The 19,364-nt window shown below is 65.2% G+C and carries 15 protein-coding genes; 11 read left to right on the top strand and 4 right to left on the bottom strand.

What is annotated here, in order from left to right; all coding sequences use genetic code 11:
- Positions 1–129: 129 nt before the first annotated feature.
- The gene (gene rpoC, locus LH128_RS09505; protein WP_008829404.1) at positions 130–4,416 is read right to left on the bottom strand and encodes a DNA-directed RNA polymerase subunit beta'; all 4,287 of its coding nucleotides are present in this window, start codon (positions 4,414–4,416) and stop codon (positions 130–132) included.
- Positions 4,417–4,496: 80 nt separating this feature from the next.
- Positions 4,497–8,663 carry a DNA-directed RNA polymerase subunit beta gene (gene rpoB, locus LH128_RS09500; RefSeq protein ID WP_008829403.1) on the bottom strand — a complete coding sequence of 1,389 codons (4,167 nt, stop codon included), beginning with the start codon at positions 8,661–8,663 and terminating at the stop codon, positions 4,497–4,499.
- Between the two features lie 445 nt (positions 8,664–9,108).
- Here rpoB and LH128_RS09495 point away from each other — a divergent pair, with 445 nt between their 5' ends.
- The 8 genes from LH128_RS09495 (at position 9,109) to LH128_RS09465 (ending at position 14,653) form a co-directional block, all read left to right on the top strand.
- A complete protein-coding gene (locus tag LH128_RS09495; protein WP_008829402.1) occupies positions 9,109–10,215 on the top strand; it encodes a hypothetical protein in 1,107 nt (368 codons plus the stop codon).
- 185 nt (positions 10,216–10,400) lie between these two features.
- Positions 10,401–10,568 (top strand): hypothetical protein, encoded by a 168-nt coding sequence (locus LH128_RS33285; protein ID WP_156799875.1) that lies wholly within the window; start codon positions 10,401–10,403, stop codon positions 10,566–10,568.
- A 24-nt stretch (positions 10,569–10,592) separates the two neighbouring features.
- Positions 10,593–11,138 (top strand): DUF2975 domain-containing protein, encoded by a 546-nt coding sequence (locus LH128_RS09490; protein ID WP_008829401.1) that lies wholly within the window; start codon positions 10,593–10,595, stop codon positions 11,136–11,138.
- Positions 11,138–11,365: a helix-turn-helix domain-containing protein gene (locus tag LH128_RS09485; RefSeq protein WP_008829400.1), complete on the top strand. Its 228-nt coding sequence runs from the start codon at positions 11,138–11,140 to the stop codon at positions 11,363–11,365. The genes LH128_RS09490 and LH128_RS09485 overlap by 1 nt, the downstream gene beginning before the upstream one ends.
- An 83-nt stretch (positions 11,366–11,448) precedes the next feature.
- Positions 11,449–12,615 (top strand): low temperature requirement protein A, encoded by a 1,167-nt coding sequence (locus tag LH128_RS09480; protein WP_008829399.1) that lies wholly within the window; start codon positions 11,449–11,451, stop codon positions 12,613–12,615.
- A gap of 297 nt (positions 12,616–12,912) precedes the next feature.
- On the top strand, positions 12,913–13,425 hold the full coding sequence (gene rplJ, locus LH128_RS09475) for a 50S ribosomal protein L10 (protein WP_008829398.1): 513 nt from the start codon (positions 12,913–12,915) through the stop codon (positions 13,423–13,425).
- An 87-nt stretch (positions 13,426–13,512) separates the two neighbouring features.
- Positions 13,513–13,887 (top strand): 50S ribosomal protein L7/L12, encoded by a 375-nt coding sequence (gene rplL, locus LH128_RS09470; RefSeq protein ID WP_008829397.1) that lies wholly within the window; start codon positions 13,513–13,515, stop codon positions 13,885–13,887.
- A 151-nt stretch (positions 13,888–14,038) separates the two neighbouring features.
- Positions 14,039–14,653 carry a hypothetical protein gene (locus LH128_RS09465; RefSeq protein WP_008829396.1) on the top strand — a complete coding sequence of 205 codons (615 nt, stop codon included), beginning with the start codon at positions 14,039–14,041 and terminating at the stop codon, positions 14,651–14,653.
- A 94-nt stretch (positions 14,654–14,747) separates the two neighbouring features.
- On the opposite strand, the gene LH128_RS09460 is transcribed toward LH128_RS09465, so the two are convergent.
- Both LH128_RS09460 and LH128_RS09455 read right to left on the bottom strand, forming a co-directional pair.
- Positions 14,748–15,182 carry a nuclear transport factor 2 family protein gene (locus LH128_RS09460; protein WP_008829395.1) on the bottom strand — a complete coding sequence of 145 codons (435 nt, stop codon included), beginning with the start codon at positions 15,180–15,182 and terminating at the stop codon, positions 14,748–14,750.
- On the bottom strand, positions 15,179–15,601 hold the full coding sequence (locus LH128_RS09455) for a c-type cytochrome (RefSeq protein WP_172705011.1): 423 nt from the start codon (positions 15,599–15,601) through the stop codon (positions 15,179–15,181). Before LH128_RS09455 ends, LH128_RS09460 begins: the two co-directional genes overlap by 4 nt.
- Before the next feature lie 90 nt (positions 15,602–15,691).
- Between LH128_RS09455 and LH128_RS09450 the strand changes: the two genes are divergently transcribed.
- From LH128_RS09450 to groL, 3 genes are all read left to right on the top strand, one after another.
- A complete protein-coding gene (locus LH128_RS09450; RefSeq protein WP_037518747.1) occupies positions 15,692–17,110 on the top strand; it encodes an MATE family efflux transporter in 1,419 nt (472 codons plus the stop codon).
- A 176-nt stretch (positions 17,111–17,286) separates the two neighbouring features.
- Positions 17,287–17,574: a co-chaperone GroES gene (gene groES, locus LH128_RS09445; RefSeq protein WP_008829392.1), complete on the top strand. Its 288-nt coding sequence runs from the start codon at positions 17,287–17,289 to the stop codon at positions 17,572–17,574.
- Positions 17,575–17,615: 41 nt separating this feature from the next.
- Complete coding sequence (gene groL / locus LH128_RS09440; RefSeq protein WP_008829391.1) at positions 17,616–19,259, top strand: chaperonin GroEL; 1,644 nt, start codon at positions 17,616–17,618, stop codon at positions 19,257–19,259.
- Positions 19,260–19,364: the final 105 nt, after the last annotated feature.

Here is a 19,364-nt window from a genome sequence, read left to right as displayed (position 1 = left end):
CGTCGGAACTCACCTCCGTCATCCCTGCCTCTGCGGGGATGACGGAGATGTTAAGCCCGGGCGCCGGATGCAAAAAGCCCCGCCGGATCGCTCCAGCGGGGCTCTTCAATTTGCCCTGAGGGGAGAGGCTTATTCGGCCTCGTCGCCCTTGATCAGGTAATCGCCGGCATCGGCGTCGGTGCCGTGGGTCTCGCCCTCGACTGCCGCGAGCGGGCTGTCGCCCAGGTCGTCCGCCGCGTTGCGCAGCAGTTCGGCTTTGTGCTCTTCCTCGGCGGTGTTGGCGAGGATCATGGCTTCCTGCACGCGGCGGGTGGCCGCGCGGAGCGCCGCGTCACGGCTGGAGGCCGCCACGCGAACGCGGTTCATGCCCGCACCCGTACCGGCCGGGATCAGACGACCGACGATGACGTTCTCCTTGAGACCGATCAGCGAGTCCTTCTTGCCCTCGACCGCCGCCTGCGTGAGCACGCGGGTGGTTTCCTGGAACGACGCGGCCGAGATGAACGAGCGGGTCTGCAGCGAGGCCTTGGTGATGCCCAACAGCACCGGCTTGCCCACTGCAGGGCGCTTGCCCTCGGGAAGCTTGCTGTTGATCTCGGCCATTTCCTCGTAGTCGACCTGCTCGGCCGCCAGCAGCGTGGTGTCGCCGCCGTCGGTGATCTCGACCTTCTGCAGCATCTGGCGAACGATCACCTCGATGTGCTTGTCGTTGATCTTCACGCCCTGCAGTCGGTAGACTTCCTGGATTTCCGCAACCAGGTATTCCGCCAGCGCTTCCACGCCGAGGACTTCCAGGATGTCGTGCGGATCGGGCGAGCCCGAAACCAGGTTGTCGCCCTTCTTGACCCAGTCACCTTCCTGAACGTCGACGACCTTCGACTTCGGGATCAGGTACTCCACCGGTTCACCCTCTTCCGGGATGATCGCGATCTTGCGCTTAGCCTTGTAGTCGCGGACGAACTCGATGCGGCCGGAGACCTTGGCGATGACCGCGTTGTCCTTCGGCTTGCGGGCCTCGAACAGTTCGGCGACGCGCGGCAGACCACCGGTGATGTCGCGGGTCTTGGCGGCTTCGCGGCTGGCACGGGCGATGATGTCGCCCGCTTCGACCGTCTGGCCGTCCTCAACCGAGAGCGTGGTGCCCGGCGCCATCATGTAGCGGGCCGATTCGCCGCTCGCGTCGTCGAGAAGGGTGATGCGCGGACGCAGATCTTCCTTCTTCTTGGCGCGGGCCGTCGAACGGTCCTCGGTGACGACGCGGCTGGTCATGCCGGTGGCGTCATCGACGTGCTCGGTCAGGGTGCGGGTGTCGATCAGGTCCTGATACTTGATGATACCCGACGTCTCGGTGATGATCGGCAGGGTGAACGGATCCCACTCGGCCAGGCGTTCGCCCTGCTCGACCTTGGCGCCGTTCTTGTGCAGCAACACCGTACCGTAAGGCACGCGGTGCAGTGCGCGTTCACGGCCTTCGGTGTCGAACAGCACGATCTCGCCGTTACGGGCCAGCGACAGCATGCGGCCGCGCTTGTCCACGATCGTCGGGATGTCGCGATATTCGACATGGCCCGCGCTGATCGCTTCGAGGTGCGAGGTTTCGTTCAGCTGTGCCGCACCGCCGATGTGGAAGGTACGCATGGTCAGCTGCGTGCCCGGTTCACCGATCGACTGCGCCGCGATGACGCCGACGGCTTCACCGATGTTCACCGGCGTACCGCGAGCGAGGTCACGGCCGTAGCAGGTGCCGCAGACGCCCTGGGTCGCTTCGCAGATCAGCGGCGAGCGGATGCGCGCCGACTGCAGGCCGGTCACTTCGATCGCAGCCACGGCGGCTTCGTCGAGGAGCTGGCCCTTGGTCGCGATGACGTTGCCTTCCTTGTCGACGATGTCCTCGGCCAGGGTACGACCCAGGATACGCTCGGCGAGCGAGGCGATCACCGAACCGCCCTGCACGATCGAACGCATTTCCAGCGCGCGCTCGGTGCCGCAGTCGTCGACGACGACGACGCAGTCCTGCGAAACGTCGACCAGACGGCGGGTCAGGTAACCCGAGTTCGCCGTCTTGAGCGCCGTATCCGCGAGGCCCTTACGGGCGCCGTGGGTCGAGTTGAAGTATTCAAGAACGGTCAGACCTTCCTTGAAGTTCGAGATGATCGGCGTTTCGATGATCTCGCCCGACGGCTTGGCCATGAGGCCGCGCATACCGGCAAGCTGCTTCATCTGCGCCGGGCTACCACGCGCACCCGAGTGGCTCATCATGTAGATCGAGTTGATCTGTGCCATGCGGCCGGTTTCGGGGTCGATCGGCTGGGCCTTGATCTCGTCCATCATGGCGTTCGCCACTTGGTCGCCGCAGCGGCTCCAGGCGTCGATCACCTTGTTGTACTTCTCCTGCTGGGTGATGAGACCGTCCTGGTACTGCTGCTCGTAGTCGGCAACCAGTTCCTTGGTCTCGGCCACCAGCGCCACCTTCGAGTCCGGAATGATCATGTCATCCTTGCCGAAGGAGATGCCCGCCTTGAACGCGTTGCGGAAGCCGAGCGACATGATCGCGTCGGCGAACAGCACCGTGTCCTTCTGGCCGGTGTGACGGTAGACCTGATCGATGACGTCACCGATTTCCTTCTTGGTGAGAAGGCGGTTGACGACGTCGAAGGGCACCGTGTGCGACTTCGGCAGGCATTCACCCAGGAGCATGCGGCCCGGGGTGGTCTGGAAGCGCTTCATGTACTGCTGACCGTTCTCGTCGGTCTGCGGCACGCGGGCCTCGATCTTCGAGTGCAGGGTCACGGCACCGACGTGCAGCGCCTGGTGCACTTCGGCCATGTCCGCGAACTTCATGCCTTCGCCCGGCTCGCCGTCGCGGTCGAGCGACAGGTAGTACAGGCCGAGGATCATGTCCTGCGAAGGCACGATGATCGGCTTGCCGTTGGCAGGCGAGAGGATGTTGTTGGTCGACATCATCAGCACGCGCGCTTCAAGCTGGGCTTCCAGCGAGAGCGGCACGTGGACGGCCATCTGGTCACCGTCGAAGTCGGCGTTGAAGGCCGAGCAGACGAGCGGGTGAAGCTGGATCGCCTTGCCTTCGATCAGGACCGGCTCGAACGCCTGGATGCCCAGGCGGTGGAGCGTCGGGGCGCGGTTCAGCATGACCGGGTGCTCGCGAATGACTTCGTCGAGGATGTCCCAGACTTCCTTGCGCTCCTTCTCGACCCACTTCTTGGCCTGCTTCAGGGTCATCGACAGACCCTTGGCGTCCAGACGGGCGTAGATGAACGGCTTGAACAGCTCGAGCGCCATCTTCTTGGGCAGGCCGCACTGGTGCAGCTTAAGTTCCGGACCGGTCACGATGACCGAACGGCCCGAGTAGTCGACGCGCTTGCCGAGCAGGTTCTGACGGAAGCGGCCCTGCTTGCCCTTGAGCATGTCGGACAGCGACTTCAGCGGGCGCTTGTTGGCGCCGGTGATGACGCGGCCACGGCGGCCGTTGTCGAACAGGGCATCGACCGCTTCCTGCAGCATGCGCTTTTCGTTGCGCACGATGATGTCCGGCGCGCGCAGTTCGATCAGGCGCTTCAGACGGTTGTTGCGGTTGATGACGCGGCGATACAGGTCGTTGAGGTCCGAGGTCGCGAAGCGGCCACCGTCCAGCGGCACCAGCGGGCGCAGTTCGGGCGGGATGACCGGCACGACGTCGAGGATCATCCACTCGGGGCGGTTGCCCGAATCGATGAACGATTCCACGACCTTGAGGCGCTTGATGATCTTCTTGGGCTTGAGTTCCGACTTGGTCGTCTCAAGTTCCTGCAGCAGATCCGCGCGCTCCTGCTCGAGGTCGAGGTTCATCAGCATGTGCTTGACGGCCTCGGCGCCGATGCCGGCCGAGAAGGCGTCTTCGCCATACTCGTCCTGGGCGTCGAGCATCTCGTCTTCGGTCAGGAGCTGGTACTTCTCGAGCGGGGTCAGGCCCGGCTCGATGACGATGTAGCTCTCGAAGTAGAGGACGCGCTCAAGCAGCTTGAGCTGCATGTCGAGCAGCAGGCCGATGCGCGAAGGCAGCGACTTGAGGAACCAGATGTGCGCGACCGGCGCGGCCAGTTCGATGTGGCCCATGCGCTCGCGGCGCACCTTGGTGACGGTGACTTCGACGCCGCACTTTTCGCAGACGACGCCCTTGTACTTCATGCGCTTGTACTTGCCGCACAGGCACTCGTAGTCCTTCACGGGACCGAAGATGCGGGCGCAGAACAGGCCGTCACGCTCGGGCTTGAACGTGCGGTAGTTGATGGTTTCCGGCTTCTTAATCTCGCCGAAGGACCAGGAGCGGATGCGCTCGGGGCTCGCCAGTCCGATCTGGATCTGGTCGAACGTCTCGGGCTTCGCCATCTGGTTCGTGAACTTGGTCAGGTCGTTCATAGTTTTATCCCTCTAGAGGGTGAAATCTTGTCTGGGCGGGAGAGAGTAGGGGCGAGGCCGAAGCCTCGCCCTTGCATCCCTTACTCCGCCGCCAGGGCGACGCCGTCGTCGTCTTCGGCATCGTCGTGGCTGGTCAGCTCGACGTTGAGACCCAACGAGCGCATTTCCTTGACGAGAACGTTGAAGCTCTCGGGAATGCCGGCCTCGAAGGTGTCGTCGCCCTTGACGATCGCTTCGTAGACCTTGGTGCGGCCGACAACGTCGTCGGACTTCACCGTCAGCATTTCCTGCAGGGTATATGCGGCGCCGTAGGCCTGGAGAGCCCAGACCTCCATCTCACCGAAGCGCTGGCCGCCGAACTGCGCCTTACCGCCCAGCGGCTGCTGGGTGACGAGCGAGTACGGACCGATCGAACGGGCGTGGATCTTGTCGTCGACAAGGTGGTGCAGCTTGAGCACGTACTTCATGCCCACCGTGACCTTACGATCGAAGCGGTCGCCGGTGCGGCCGTCGAACAGGTCAACCTGACCCGATTCGTCCAGACCTGCCAGCTTGAGCATGTCGGTGACGTCCTTCTCGACCGCGCCGTCGAACACCGGCGAGCCCATCGGCACGCCCTTGCGGACGGAGTCGGCGAACTCGACGATCTGGTCGTCCGTGCGCTCGGCGATGTCTGCGGCGTAGTTGTCGCCGTAGATTTCGGTCAGCAGTTCACGAACGGCCTCGGGCGGCTGCCCTGCGACCGGGTTGGGGTTGGCCACGCGCCATGCGTCCAGAGCATCGCCGATGCGCTTGCCCAGACCGCGTGCGGCCCAGCCAAGGTGCGTCTCGAAGATCTGGCCCACGTTCATGCGCGAAGGCACGCCGAGCGGGTTCATCACGAAGTCGACGGGGGTGCCGTCTTCCAGGAAGGGCATGTCTTCCAGCGGCAGGATGCGGCTGATGATACCCTTGTTGCCGTGACGGCCGGCCATCTTGTCGCCCGGCTGCAGCTTGCGCTTCACCGCGACGAAGACCTTGACCATCTTCAGGACGCCCGGAGCCAGCTCGTCGCCGCGCTCCAGCTTTTCCTTGCGGTCCTCGAACTTCTCCTGGATCGCCTTGACGGTGAGGTCGTACTGGGTCTTGACCGCTTCGAGCTGCGACTGGACGTGGTCGTCGGCAACGCCGAACTTCCACCACTCGTGACGCTCGACTTCGGCCAGCACCTCGTCGGTGATGTCCACGCCCTTCTTGAGGCCCTTGGGCGCCGAGGTGGCGACCTGGCCGAGGAGCATGTCCTTTAGACGGTTGTAGGTGGCGCGGTTGAGGATCGCACGCTCGTCCTCGCGGTCCTTGGCGAGGCGTTCGATTTCCTCGTTCTGGATCGCGCGGGTACGGTCGTCGACCTCGATGCCGTGGCGGTTGAAGACGCGCACGTCGACGATGGTGCCCGAAACGCCCGGCGGCAGACGCAGCGAAGTGTCGCGGACGTCCGAAGCCTTTTCACCGAAGATGGCGCGCAGGAGCTTTTCTTCCGGCGTCATCGGGCTTTCGCCCTTCGGGGTGATCTTGCCGACGAGGATGTCACCGGGGTGCACTTCGGCGCCCACGTAGACGATGCCCGCTTCGTCGAGGTTGCGCAGGGCTTCCTCGCCGACGTTCGGGATGTCGCGGGTGATGTCTTCCGGACCCAGCTTGGTGTCGCGGGCCATCACCTCGAACTCGTCGATGTGGATCGACGTGAACACGTCGTCCTTCACGATGCGCTCGGAAATGAGGATGGAGTCCTCGTAGTTGTAGCCGTTCCAGGGCATGAACGCGACGAGCACGTTGCGGCCCAGTGCCAGCTCGCCGAACTCGGTCGATGGGCCGTCGGCGATGATCGTGCCGGTCTCGACCAACTCGCCCACCTTCACCAGCGGGCGCTGGTTGATGCAGGTCGACTGGTTGGAACGCTCGAACTTCTGCAGGCGGTAGATGTCGACGCCCGACTTGCCGGCTTCGATGTCGCCCGAGGCGCGGATGACGATACGGGTCGCATCGACCTGGTCGACGATGCCGGCGCGCAAGGCCGAGATCGCGGCGCCCGAGTCACGAGCGACGGTCTCTTCCATGCCGGTGCCGACGTAAGGCGCATCGGCCTTCACGAGCGGCACGGCCTGACGCTGCATGTTCGAGCCCATGAGAGCGCGGTTGGCGTCGTCGTTTTCCAGGAACGGAATGAGCGATGCGGCGACCGAGACGAGCTGCTTGGGCGAAACGTCCATCAGCGTGATCTGGTCCCGCGGGCTCATCACGAATTCGCCGTTCTGGCGAGCCGAGACGAGTTCCTCGACGAACGAGCCGTCACCGGTCAGTTCGGCCGAAGCCTGCGCGACGGTGTGCTTCTGCTCTTCCATCGCCGAGAGGTAGACGACGTCCTTGGTCACCTTGCCGTCGAGCACCTTGCGGTACGGCGTCTCGATGAAGCCGTACTTGTTGACGCGCGCGAAGGTCGACAGCGAGTTGATCAGACCGATGTTCGGGCCTTCCGGCGTTTCGATCGGGCAGATGCGGCCGTAGTGGGTCGGGTGAACGTCGCGGACTTCGAAGCCGGCGCGCTCACGGGTCAGACCGCCCGGGCCCAAGGCCGAAACACGGCGCTTGTGGGTGACTTCCGAAAGCGGGTTGGTCTGGTCCATGAACTGCGAGAGCTGCGAGGAACCGAAGAACTCGCGAACGGCAGCCACGGCGGGCTTGGCGTTGATGAGGTCGTTCGGCATGACCGTCGACACGTCCACCGACGACATGCGCTCCTTCACGGCGCGCTCCATGCGCAGCAGGCCGACGCGGTACTGGTTTTCCAGCAACTCGCCCACCGAACGCACGCGGCGGTTGCCGAGGTTGTCGATGTCGTCGATCTCGCCCTTGCCGTCCTTCAGGCCGACAAGCTCCTTCACCACGGCGAGGATATCCTCGACGCGCAGGGTGGTGACGGTGTCCTCGGCATCAAGGCCGAGGCGCATGTTCATCTTGACGCGGCCAACGGCCGAGAGGTCGTAGCGGTCGGCGTCGAAGAACAGGCCGTCGAACAGGGCTTCGGCGGTTTCCTTCGTCGGCGGCTCGCCCGGACGCATGACCTTGTAGATCGCTTCCAGACCCATATCGCGATTCTCGGCCTTGTCGGCCTTCATCGTGTTGCGGATCCAGGGACCGGTGTTGACTTCGTCGATGTCGAGCAGGTCGATCTGGTCGAAGCCCGCCGCGTCGAGCGCGTCGAGGTTTTCCGGCGTCACTTCATCACCGGCTTCGATGTAGATGCGGCCGGTCGACTCGTCGATCAGGTCCTTGGCGGAATAGCGGCCGAAGATTTCCTCGGTCGGCAGCAGCAGCTCTTCCAGACCGTCCTTCTGCGCCTTGTTCGCGGCGCGCGGGGAGATCTTGGTGCCGGCGGCGAACACGACTTCGCCCGACTTCGCATCGACGATGTCGAAGGTCGGCTTCGCGCCGCGCCATGCCTCGGGGGTGTAGGGCAGCTGCCAGCCGCCCGAACCACGCTTCCACGACATGGTGGCGTAGAAGTGGTTCAGCACCTGCTCGCCGTCGAGACCCAGCGCGTAGAGCAGCGAGGTGACGGGCAGCTTGCGCTTGCGGTCGATGCGGACGTTGACGATGTCCTTGGCGTCGAACTCGAAGTCGAGCCACGAACCGCGGTACGGGATCACGCGGGCGGCGAAGAGGAACTTGCCCGAAGCGTGGGTCTTGCCGCGGTCATGGTCGAACAGGACGCCCGGCGAGCGGTGCATCTGCGAAACGATGACGCGCTCGGTGCCGTTGATGAAGAAGGTGCCGTTCTCCGTCATCAGGGGCATGTCGCCCATGTAGACGTCCTGCTCCTTGATATCGAGGACCGAGCGAGTCTCGGTCTCGGCGTCGACCTCGAACACGATGAGGCGCAGTGTGACCTTCATCGGCGCGGCGTAGGTGATGCCGCGCTGGCGGCACTCGGTCACGTCGTACTTGGGGTCTTCCAGCTCGTAGTGGACGAAGTCCAGCTCGCTGGTGCCCGCGAAGTCGCGGATCGGGAACACCGAACGCAGGGTCTTCTCGAGGCCCGAGACGTAGCCGACCGACGGGTCCGAGCGCAGGAACTGTTCGTAGCTCTCGCGCTGGACTTCGATCAGGTTGGGCATCTGGACGACTTCGTGGATGTCGCCGAAGATCTTGCGGATGCGCTTCTTCGCAGTGCGCACCAGCGGCGTGGTGTCGATGGGCTTGGTGGCCATGAGCTGGTCTTTGCCTCTTCGTGTGAGGACCGAGTCGCAAGGGACACGGCCTTCGTAAAAATTCGTCGTCGCGAGTGACGTCGCCTGCCCGAAAGCAGACCATCCGGAACGCAAGAAAGGCCGCCCGGCACGCGGATTCCCGGGGTTCGGGTCTCCATGCGGCCTGCAGCCTTCCACGTCGGATGAAATCCCGATCGCCTCCTTCCCGGGCGTGTCCCCGCGCATGGACATGCCTTGCTCGAAGCGATCGAGCGAGGCCGCCATATAGGAGCCGGGGTGCAGGGTGTCAAACGGCGTGAACGGGCGAATGCCGTTAATCTGGCGTAAATCCGCCGAAAACCGTGTTCTTGCCGAAAGCATCAACTCGTCGCAGGAGGTCGATCGGACCGTCCCGTATTCCGCACTTGCGAAAGGACTTTTGCACAGGGCGCGCATTGTTTCCGGTATGATACACTTTTCCGTCCCCCGCTCGCCCAGCGCACTGACCGCGATTGCCGCTGTCCTCGCGCTTTCCGCAATCCCGGCCGCTGCGCAGGAAGTGCAGGCTCCTGCGACGACGCCTTCGCTGTCACTGCCGCAGGATATTAGCGCCACGCCGCCTTCCGCCGCTCCGGCGACCACGCCGAACGTCACGCTGCCGCCTGAATCGACCGCGCCGCTCAACGTGCCCACCGACACTGCCACCACGGCGGGCACGGCACCGACTTCGGTGACGCCGACGCAGCAGCAGACTGTCGTTCTGCCTGACGTGCCGCCGCCCGCCACTCCCGATGAGGCTGCAGCCGAACCGTCGAGCACGGCGGCGCGGACGCGTACAACGACCCGCGTTTCTGCCGCGCCGCGCGCCGAACGCGCCGCGCCGGTGCAGCCAACTGTCCCGACCGCTCAGGATAACGGCACTGCAGGCGATGGCACGCTGGCTCAAGGTTCCGTTCCGCCCGCAGCTCCGGCTCCCGCGCGCGCCGAAGTCCCGCCGCCTGCCGCCCAGCCAGCGCCGCCGACCACCGACGGCGATGGCTTCCCGGTGGCCGAAGTCGCCGGCATTCTTGCCGCGCTTGGCGTGGCGGGCGTGGGCATCGCCGCGATGCGTCGCCGTCGCTCCGATCCGGTCTACGAGGAGGCCGAGTATGTGCCCGAGCCGCTTGAGCCGGTGGGTGCGCTTGAGCCGGTTCCCGCCCCCGCGCCAGTGGTCGAAGCGGTGCATCCTGCAGTCGCCGAGCCCATCGTTGCCGAGCCCGTTCCGGTGCAGCGTGATCGCGTGATCGCTGGCAATTCGGCCACGGCGATCCTTGCGGCCTCGCCGTTGCCGCAGACCCCGGAGGAGCGCTACGAACTGCTCGACGCCATGGCCGCCGCCGACCCTGACGAGGGGAATCCCTTCACATCGCGCAAGGGCAGGCTGCGCCGCGCGCGTCTTCAGTTGCAGCATCGCGAGAGTCTGGAAGCCGAGGGCAAGGCTGGAAACCGCTTCGACTTCCGCACCTACAGGCCGTCGATCAAGACTCCCGGGGCCTCCACCCCTGCAACCAACCAGGAGCTTACCGACGCCTGACCGGCCCGGCCCGCCGGTTGTCACGCCCGGCGACATGGTCGAGCCCCAACGGGGGCGGCTCCAGACCGGAGCCGCCCCTTTTTTGCGCGCCCAACGGCAACATATCGTTTTTCGATATTATCGATTGACGATATGCAGAATCGGATTTATTGAATCTCGATATCAAGCATATCGGAGAACGAACAATGATCCGCCCTGACACGCACCGGATGGCACCGCCTCTGCTCTCGCTGCTCCTTGCGACGCTCTTTCTGGCCGGCTTCTGGCTCCCCACCGTCACGGCCCCCGCCGAGGCATCGGCCCACGGGCAAGTGATCGTCATCGGAGCGCGGGTCGTCCCCGCGCTCATGTGATCCGGACGGGAAGGAAACCAGACGATGAACACGATCACCCGTGACCCGCTCCTCGCCATCGCCAAGGGCGTTCTATGGTTCCTCATGGCGGTCCTGGCGCTCGGCATGGGCGCGAGCCTGCTGGCAGCGCCGCTGCTGGCGATCTTCCACGGACCCGCAAGCACCGCGCTGGCAGAGCATCTGGAGAGCGTGCCGACTGGACCGTTCCTCTGGGCGATCGCGGGCATCCTGCTGCTGGCGGCACTGCTCTGCGCCTTGCTGCTGCGCCTGTTCCAGCTCCTCAAGCGCATCGTCGATACGGTTGGCGAAGGCGATCCCTTCGTGCCCGACAACGCCTCGCGCCTCACGCAGATGGCCTGGCTGACGCTCGCGGTGCAGCTCGTCGGCCTGCCGATGTCCGGTATCGGCGCGTGGATCAACGCGCTCACCAAGGGCCAGGGCCATACCGACCTGGAAGTGATCGGCGGCGTCGACGGCAACGGCCTGCTGCTCATGCTGATCCTGTTCATCCTCGCCCGCGTCTTCCGCAAGGGCGCCCAGATGCGTGCCGACCTCGAAGGGATGGTGTGATGGGCGACGAAACGGAAGGCACGAACATCGTGGTCAAGCTCGACGACCTGCTCCACGCCCGCCGCATGACGTTGACCGAACTGGCCGAGCGGATCGGCATCACGCTCGCCAACCTCTCGATCCTCAAGACCGGCAAGGCCAAGGCGATCCGTTTCTCCACGCTGGAGGCGATCTGCCGCGAACTGGGCTGCCAGCCGGGCGATCTGCTGGGCTACGAGGCGCACTGAACCCGGGGCCACGGCGAGACTTGCCGCCCCGGTGGTCTCGCCTCTAAGGTCATCGACCAAACAGCAGGGGCCCTGCCGCACAGATGACCAAGACCCGCAGCTGGCGACCGTTCGGCGCCCGCGATCCGCATGAACCGCACCGCGTCTCCACGCCGCTCGAACTGTTGTTCGACCTCGTTATCGTCATCGCCGTGGCCAGTGCCGCCGAGGGATTGCACCATGCGGTGGCTGCAGGCCACGCGGCGATGGGCGTGACGACGTTCGCGATGACCTTCTTCGCGACGTGGTGGGCGTGGATGAACTTCACCTGGTTCGCCTCGGCCTACGACAGCGACGGGCCGGTCTATCGTCTCATCACTTGCGTCATCATGGCCGGAGCGCTGGCCGTGGCAGCCGGGGTTCCGCGCGTCTTCGCGGGCGGCAGCCTGACGCTGGTGATCGTCGGCTACATCGTTATGCGTGTGGCGATGGTGGCGTTCTGGCTGATCGCCGCGCGCTCAGACCCCCGCCACCGGGCGACGGCAGTGAGCTATGCGGTCGGGATCGCGGTGACGCAGCTGTACTGGACCCTCGCGCTGCTGGTGCTGCGTCCTGCCGGGTTCAGCGCAGTGGCGGGACTGTTCGTGCTGGGCGCGCTGATGGAGATGGCCGTTCCCGTCATCGCCGAAGCGCGCGGCAAGACGCCCTGGCACCACCACCACGTTGCCGAGCGGCACGGGCTGTTCGTCATCATCGTGCTGGGCGAGGTGCTGCTCTCCAGCGCGGCGGCCTTCACATATGCCGATGCGCCGGGCGGGCACCCCGCCGAACTCATCGTGCTGGCTCTTTCCGCACTGGCGATCACCTTTGCGATGTGGTGGCTCTATTTCTCGCAGGAAGGCCCGCTCGATCAGGCGCGGTTTTCCAGCTCGTTCAACTGGAGCTACGCCCATGCGCTGATATACGCGGGCGGCGCGGCGACCGGGGCGGGCTTTGCGGTCGCCATCGACAATGCTGCAGGGCAGGGTCATCATGCGCCCATGCTGGCGAGCAATCTTGCCGTCGCGGTGCCGCTGGCGGTCTACATGGTAGCGCTGTGGTTCGTGCGCGACCGGCTGGTGTTGACGGGACCTTGGCGTCACGGCTTGCTGGCTTTCGCGGCGGCGGTGATCGTGGCGGGGCACATCGGGCACTGGGCGCTGTCCGCGATGGCGCTCATCACCATCCTCGCCGTCGTTGCCCGCAGTCAGGTGCAATGCCGCCAATCCTGACCGTCCGGCCTTGACTCAGCGCCGGCAATCCGCCATTGGCCCGCTCCGACTGATGGGGTGATTCCCGTCTGTCATCCGTCCGAGACCGCTGCTGAGGGTTCCCCTCTTAATTCGCAGCCTAGACGGGGACAAGGAAATCACCCGGCCCCACTCCTTCGAGCGTGGTGCCAACATCGTGTTTCGACACGAGAACTCCTTCCCCTTCGACGGACTCGCCCGAGGTGCGTTAGCGCCCCGGACAATACGTAGCCGGCTACGAGGGGTTCGCCTTTCGTGGCCATTGTGAAGGAGTATGGCATGGATCGTTCGCAGAAAGCCGAATCGGTCGCCTCGCTCAACGCGGTTTTCGCAGAGGCCGGCGCGGTGGTAGTCACCCGCAACCTCGGCATGTCGGTGGCCCAGTCCACCGCCCTGCGCGGAAAGATGCGTGATGCGGGCGCGACCTACAAGGTTGCGAAGAACCGTCTTGCCAAGCTTGCCATTGCGGACACCGACTACGTCGGTATCGGCGACTTCCTGACCGGCCCCACGGGTATCTCCTCTTCGGTGGACCCCGTTGCAGCCGCCAAGGCCGTCGTTGAATTCGCCAAGACGACCGACAAGATCGAGATCGTCGGCGGCGCGATGGGTTCGCAGGTTCTGACCCCCGAAGGTGTCAAGGCTCTCGCCTCGATGCCCTCGCTCGACGAACTGCGCGCCAAGCTCATCGGCCTCGTTCAGGCTCCGGCGACGAAGATCGCCCAGCTGCAGACCGCTCCGGCGGCCAAGCTGGCTCGCGTTTTCGCTGCCTACGCCGACAAGGCTGCCTGAGCGCTCGCTTAAGCAGAACGTTTCTTACGATTTATTCCGCCGCCGGGCATGAGGCCCACGGTGGACCACAGATCAGGAGTTATAATCATGGCCGATATCGCCAAGCTTGTTGAAGAACTGTCGCAGCTCACCGTTCTGGAAGCCGCTGACCTCGCCAAGGCTCTCGAAGAAGCATGGGGCGTCAGCGCCGCTGCTGCTGTCGCAGTTGCCCCGGCCGCTGGTGGCGCCGCTGCCGAAGCCGTTGAAGAGAAGACCGAATTCGACGTGATCCTCACCGGCGACGGTGGCAAGAAGATCAACGTCATCAAGGAAGTCCGCGCCATCACCGGTCTGGGCCTCGCTGAAGCCAAGGCTCTCGTCGAAGGCGCTCCCAAGGCCGTCAAGGAAGGCGCGACCAAGGCTGAAGCCGAAGAAATCAAGAAGAAGATCGAAGAAGCCGGCGGCACCGTCGAGCTCAAGTAATCTTCTTTCCGGTTCTTCCGGGCAGATAACGGAAAGGGCGGTGCCGCAAGGCGCCGCCCTTTTTGCGTTCCGGTTCCGTAATCCTGCGTTCAGCTTCGGGAAGGCAGCTTCGCATCCGCAAAGGGTCGAGTCACGAAGGAGAACATCCCCAATGCGAATGCCCCCCAGGAAGTACCTCGTCGGCGCTGCCGTGCTCGCCCTGCTTGGCGCCGGAGCGGCCGAGGCCGCCAGTACCCGGTTGCACACGATGAAGGTCGATGCGCCCGACGGCACCGTCGTCCACGTCCAATACACCGGTGACGTCGCGCCCAAGGTGCAGTTCGTGCCCGTCGATGCCCAAGGTCAGGTAGCGCAGCAGGCGGACACGCCGGTCATGGCCGATCCTTTCGCGCACATGGACCAGATCTCCGCGGTGATGGACGCGCAGATGAACGCCATGATGCAGCGCGCGGCACTCATGCAGCAGCAGGCGGCCCGTATGCAGCAGCAAGTGACGGCGGCGAGCGCTGACGGTGCTGCAATGCCAGGCCTCACGGTGGTCGGCGACATGCCCAAGGGCGCGCAGGTGACGTATTATTCATCTAGCACCGATGCCAGCGGCTGCACGCGCTCGGTCTCGTACAGCTCCGACGGCTCGGGCGCACAGCCGAAGATGACGCAGGCCGCGTCCGATGGCTGCGAAGCGGCGAAGGCACCCTCGCAGGCCATTCCGGCCAGGGCGGAAGCCCCGGTCGAGCAGGCCCCGCCGCCCGGCCGCAAGGTCTGACCTGAACGCGTAATTCCGCGACGTCCCCGGTCTCCTGGACGTCGATCGACCGGGCCTTGCGTCGGGACAGGCACAAGGCCCTTTTCTTTGGCGGTCAGCCCCGGTGGAGCACGCTCGCCGGGCTGATCCACAACGTACGCGGGCGGCGGTGGGCAATGCGCCAAGCCCCGTCCTCGCGGCGCAGGTGATCGCGGTAGAAGCCGTTGTGGTCGAGGCCCACGACGCTCGTCACCAGCCAATAGGTTCGTGCGGCCGCTTCATCAGGAGCGGTGAATTCGACGTGGCAGGTCGTCAGATGGTGGCTGACGAAACCCGGCGTGCCGTCTGCCGGAGCGGGGATTACTGACGGCGCGGTCATCCAGGCGCGGATCGCTTCGCGCCCTCTGATCGTCTCATGCGCCAGTTCCAGAACGCCATCCACAGCGAAGCAGTCCGCGTAGGCATCTGCTCGCCGCGCATCCCCGGCCTGCGCGCAGCATGCCAGATGCTGCTGGATTTCCGCGAGCGCGATGGACTCTTCGGGCGTCACTTCAGCGTTTCGAGATAGTCGATGATCGCCTTGCGCTTCTGAGCGTCAGCCACGGGGAGGACCATCTTCGTGCCCGGGACCATTTTCATCGGCCCCTGCAGCCAAGTGTCGAGGGTCTTGCGGTCCCACGTGATGCCGGAGCCCTTCAGCGCCGGGCTGAACGCATAGCCCTCCACCTCCCCGGCCTTGGAGCCGACGATGCCGTGCAGCGTCGGGCCGATACCGTTGCGACCCGGCTCGGTCGAGTGGCATGAGCGGCACGTCGCGAAAGCCATCGGCGCCGGGTCTGTGACGGCAGCCGGCGGCGGCGCGGCGGCGGTCGGGGAAGGCGTGGGAGATGCCTGCTCGGGAGCCTTCTCTCCGCAGCCGGCAAGTGTGGCGGCAAGGGCGAGGGGGGCAAGGATCGCGATCTGTTTCATGGTATCCCGGTAATACATCGGCCGTGCCATTCAAAGCGCCGGGACGAAATCGCTTCCCCTCGTCCCGGCCAGCATCTATCGCGCGGGCCGATGCGGGAGAGAACCAGAAACCACCCCTTGCGCGAGGAACTGCGCGCCACCCTGCGCCTTGCCGGGCCGCTGGCGCTTGCCAACATGCTGCAGATGGCGGTCTTCGCGATCGACGTGATCTTCGTGGCGCGGCTGGGGCAGGAGGCGCTCGCGGCGTCCAGTCTCGCCGTCGCCATCGTCGCGGTGGTGATGATGGGCCTGAACGGCGTGACCGGCGCGGTCGCCCCGTTGATAGCCGCCGAGATCGGGCGCCGCCGGAATTCCGTGCGCGAGGTGCGGCGTTCCGCCCGCATGGCGCTGTGGCTGGCACTCGGACTGGGGCTGGTGGCGGTGGGAATCTGCTTCTTCGGTGAACGGATCATGCTGCTGACCGGCCAGAGCCCTCGCATTTCGGCCATATCCGGGCACTTCATCCGCGTGATTTCGCTGGCGCTGGTGCCGATGGCGGTCGCCAATGTGCTGCGCACGTTCGTCTCGGCGCTGGGCAGGCCCGTCTTCGCCACGGTGATCACGGCGCTGTCGATCGGCGTGAATGCGCTGGGCAACTATGCGCTGGTCTTCGGTAACCTCGGCATGCCCGCGCTGGGCCTGACCGGCTCGGCGCTGGCGAGCACTATCACCGCCTGCGTTACGGTGCTGGCTTACGTCGTCGCCATCCGCAACGATCGCAACTTGCGCCGCTTCCACGTGTTCGGGCGCTTCTGGCGGCCCGAATGGCAGCGCCTGCGCCAGATGCTGCGGCTGGGCCTGCCGATCTCCGCGACCCTGATCGCGGAGGGCGGGCTGTTTTCCGGCGCCGCCTTCCTGATGGGACTGGTCGGCGAGGTCGAACTGGCCGCGCACACCGTCGCGCTGCAGATCGCCGCCTTCGCCTTCCAGGTGCCTTTCGGCATAGGCCAGGCCGCGACGATCCGCGTCGGCTATCACTACGGCGCCGGGGACCGCGATGCGATCGCGCGTGCCGGATGGGTGGCGATCGCGATCGGGCTCGGTTTCGTGGGACTGTCGGCGCTGGCGATGCTGCTGATCCCGCGTACGATCATCTCCGCCTACGTCGACGTTTCCGCGCCCGCCAATGCGGCGCTGGTCGCGCTGGCGGTGCAGTATCTCTTCGTCGCTGCGATATTCCAGTTGACCGACGGCGTGCAGGCAATTGCCGCAGGCGTGCTCCGCGGTGTGCAGGACACGCGGATTCCTGCCGTGATCGCCATCGTCGGCTATTGGCTGGCGGGCTTCGCGACCTCGGTAGCGCTGGGCCTGTTCACACCGCTCAGAGGCGTAGGCGTGTGGATCGGCCTCGCGGTCGGCCTGACGGTCGCGGCGATCCTGCTCCTTGGCCGCTGGCACTGGCGCGGTCGATTCGGCCTTGTGCCGGAGCGGTCGATGCCTATCTCGGCGCCGATCGTCGCGCTGTCATAGAGCGATCATCTATCGGGCGCACCAGTTCGCCGCGAAGTTGAACGGCAGATAAATTTTTCTGCGAAGGCCCCATTGACGGCCTCCGGGCACCGGACCATATCTCCGCTCATTGGCACTCTCCTTCACCGAGTGCCAAGCCCAGTTTTATATTTCGTTGGATCTAGGGAGACACCCCAATGACTTTCCGCCCGCTGCACGACCGTGTTCTCGTGCGCCGCGTTGAAGCCGAGGAAAAGACCGCCGGCGGCATCATCATCCCCGATAGCGCCAAGGAAAAGCCCGCTGAAGGCGAGATCGTCTCCGTCGGCACCGGCGCCCGCGCCGAGAACGGCACGATCACCCCGCTCGACGTCAAGGTCGGCGACCGCGTCCTGTTCGGCAAGTGGTCGGGCACCGAGGTCAAGGTCGCTGGTGAAGACCTGCTCATCATGAAGGAATCGGACATCCTCGGCGTCATCGCCTGAGCATCCGATCCTACCATCTGATTTACTGAAGGAATTCAAAAATGGCAGCCAAGGACGTAAAGTTCTCGCGCGACGCTCGTGAGCGCATTCTCGCCGGTGTCGACACCCTCGCCAATGCCGTGAAGGTGACCTTGGGCCCCAAGGGCCGCAACGTCGTCATCGAGAAGAGCTTCGGCGCACCCCGCATCACCAAGGACGGTGTTTCGGTCGCCAAGGAAATCGAACTCAAGGACAAGTTCGAGAACATGGGCGCGCAGATGCTGCGCGAAGTGGCCTCGAAGGCCAACGACAAGGCCGGTGACGGCACCACCACCGCGACCGTCCTCGCCCAGGCGATCGTTCGCGAAGGCATGAAGTCCGTTGCAGCCGGCACCAACCCGATGGACCTGAAGCGCGGCATCGACCTCGCCGTCCTCAAGGTCGTCGAGAACCTCAAGGCGCGTTCGACCCCGGTTGCCGGTTCGTCGGAAATCGCCCAGGTCGGCATCATCTCCGCCAACGGCGACGTCGAAGTCGGCGAGAAGATCGCTGAAGCCATGGAGCGCGTCGGCAAGGAAGGCGTGATCACCGTCGAGGAGGCCAAGGGTCTCGAATTCGAACTCGACGTCGTCGAAGGCATGCAGTTCGACCGCGGCTACCTGTCGCCCTACTTCGTCACCAACCCCGAGAAGATGACGGTCGAACTCGAAAACCCGTACATCCTCATCCACGAGAAGAAGCTGTCGTCGCTGCAGGCGCTGCTCCCGATCCTGGAAGCGGTCGTGCAGTCGGGCCGTCCGCTCCTCATCATCGCCGAGGACATCGAGGGTGAGGCTCTGGCCACGCTCGTCGTCAACAAGCTGCGCGGCGGCCTGAAGATCGCTGCCGTCAAGGCTCCGGGCTTCGGCGATCGCCGCAAGGCCATGCTGGGCGACATCGCCACGCTGACCGCCGGCGAGATGATCTCGGAAGACCTCGGCATCAAGCTCGAGACCGTGACCCTGGGCATGCTGGGCCAGGCCAAGAAGGTCACCATCGACAAGGACAACACCACGATCGTCGACGGCGCCGGTTCGGCCGACGAGATCAAGGGCCGCGTCGAGCAGATCCGCGCGCAGATCGAGGTCACCACCTCGGACTACGACCGCGAGAAGCTGCAGGAGCGCCTTGCTAAGCTGGCCGGCGGCGTCGCCGTCATCAAGGTCGGCGGTGCCACCGAAGTCGAGGTGAAGGAGCGCAAGGACCGCGTCGACGACGCTCTCCACGCGACCCGCGCCGCTGTCGAAGAAGGCATCGTCCCCGGTGGCGGCACCGCGCTGCTCTACGCAACGCGCGCCCTTGAGGGCCTGGCCGGCGCCAACGAAGACCAGACCCGCGGCATCGACATCGTCCGCAAGGCGATTGCCGCTCCGGTCCGTCAGATCGCCGAGAACGCCGGCAGCGACGGCGCCGTCGTCGCGGGCAAGCTGCTCGACCAGTCGGACGAAGGCATCGGCTTCAACGCTGCCACCGACGTCTACGAGAACCTGAAGGCCGCCGGCGTCATCGACCCCACCAAGGTCGTGCGCACCGCGCTGCAGGACGCCTCGTCGGTTGCCGGTCTGCTGATCACGACCGAAGCCGCGATCGTCGAGCGTGCCGACGACAAGCCTGCAATGCCGGCGATGCCCGGCGGCATGGGCGGCATGGGCGACATGGGCTTCTGATGAAGCCCTGACCCAGCGTCAGCATATCGAAGGGGCCGGGAGAGCAATCTCCCGGCCCTTTTGCTTGTTCTGGCGACGTTCGCTGCGCCCGACCCTTCGACAAGC

The organism is Sphingomonas sp. LH128, assembly GCF_000293195.2.
Classification (GTDB): Bacteria; Pseudomonadota; Alphaproteobacteria; order Sphingomonadales; family Sphingomonadaceae; genus Novosphingobium; species Novosphingobium resinovorum_A.
The sequence above is the reverse complement of the archived record's forward strand: the minus strand, read 5'-3'. Positions and strand labels throughout refer to the sequence as shown.